The sequence below is a fragment of the Mesorhizobium sp. BHbdii genome (assembly GCF_053848045.1).
Genome location: NZ_JBSPKX010000033.1, coordinates 1 through 1,379 on the forward strand (window position 1 = coordinate 1; position 1,379 = coordinate 1,379).

Consider the following 1,379-nt stretch of genomic DNA (forward strand, 5'->3'; position numbering starts at 1 on the left):
GCCGATCGTGACGGGGTCTATGATCCGGGTAGCGCCAATGGTCGGCTGCTTCTGGGGCTAAAGGGAACAATATCGGAGCTCGAACTGCACACGATCCGTAGTCGCCTGACCGCCGGCCTTCTCGCCAAGGCTGAGCGCGGGGAACTGGCGCTCTCCTTGCCGATCGGCCTTATGCGTGATCCGAGCGGGGTGGTGGTCAAGGATCCCGACCTGGCGGTTCAGGAACGGCTGGAGCTTGTGTTCCAGATGTTCCTGAAGTTCCGCACCGTGGCCAAGGTTATGCGCCTGCTCAATGGTCGTGGCCTCGACCTTCCGCGTCGCGACCGGCATGGCGATTTGTGTTGGACGCGAGCGACGATTTGTTCGGTGGCGGCCATCCTGAAAAATCCTGCCTATGCCGGAGCTTTCGTCTATGGCCGTACCCGCATGCGTACGCTTGCGCGCGATGGTGCGTCGCGGGCGAAAGCGCCGCGGCCAATCGAAGAATGGCGAATTGTCGTGAAGGACCGTTATCCGGCCTACGTCGACTGGCAGACTTATGAAATGATCCGCAATATCATAAGGGACAATCGGGCCGAATACATGCGCACCAAGACGAGAGGCGCACCCCGCGACGGTGATCTCCTGTTGCACGGCATCGCTTGGTGCGCGCGGTGCGGTCACAAGATGTATGTCCGCTACAAGGGTGGCGGGCAGTATGTATGTAACCATCTGCGCTCCAACGAGGGTTTGCCAGCCTGCCAGTACATTCGCGCCGCGCGTGTAGACGCAGTTGTGACGGATGCCTTCCTGACGGCCCTGGCGCCGGCCGAGCTGGATGCGCTGTCAAAAGCGCGCCGAGCCCAGCAGCAGGTGGATACGGCGCTGCGAAGCAGTGCAGAACGGCAGCTCGAGCGCAAGCGCTATGCCGCCGCACTGGCCGAACGCCAATTCAACCGTGTCGACCCCGACAATCGTCTCGTCGCCGGGGAACTCGAGCGACGCTGGGAAGTGGCCTTGAGCGAGCTTCGGGCGGCCGAGGAGGCGCTTGTTCAGCAATCCTCGCCACAGGCTATCGGTCAAATGGGGATAGGCAAGGTCTTGCACGGCAAGGTCGTTAGCCTCGCCGGACGCCTCCCGCAGATCTGGGCGGACCCAGCCACTATCGATGCTCAACGCAAAGCCTTGCTGCGCTGCCTCGTAGATAAAGTGGTGCTTGACCGAGGCGAACATGATGTCGCTCGGGTCAGGATCGTCTGGCGTGGCGGCGCGGCGAGCGATCTTGAAGTCAAGTTGAAGGTCAACTCCGTTGCCAAACTCACGCGAGGGACAGAGATGCGCGATCGGGCGCTCGATCTTGCCCGCAACGGCACCCCTGATGACGAAATCGCCTCGACCCT

Annotated in this window: 1 protein-coding gene; it reads left to right on the forward strand. The window is 61.9% G+C overall.

Going from position 1 to position 1,379, the window contains the following annotated elements; genetic code table 11:
* Positions 1-156: 156 nt before the first annotated feature.
* Positions 157-1,379, forward strand: a 1,223-nt coding sequence (locus tag ACWTU8_RS31605; RefSeq protein ID WP_455851224.1) for a recombinase family protein, incomplete at its 3' end; no start/stop codon positions are given.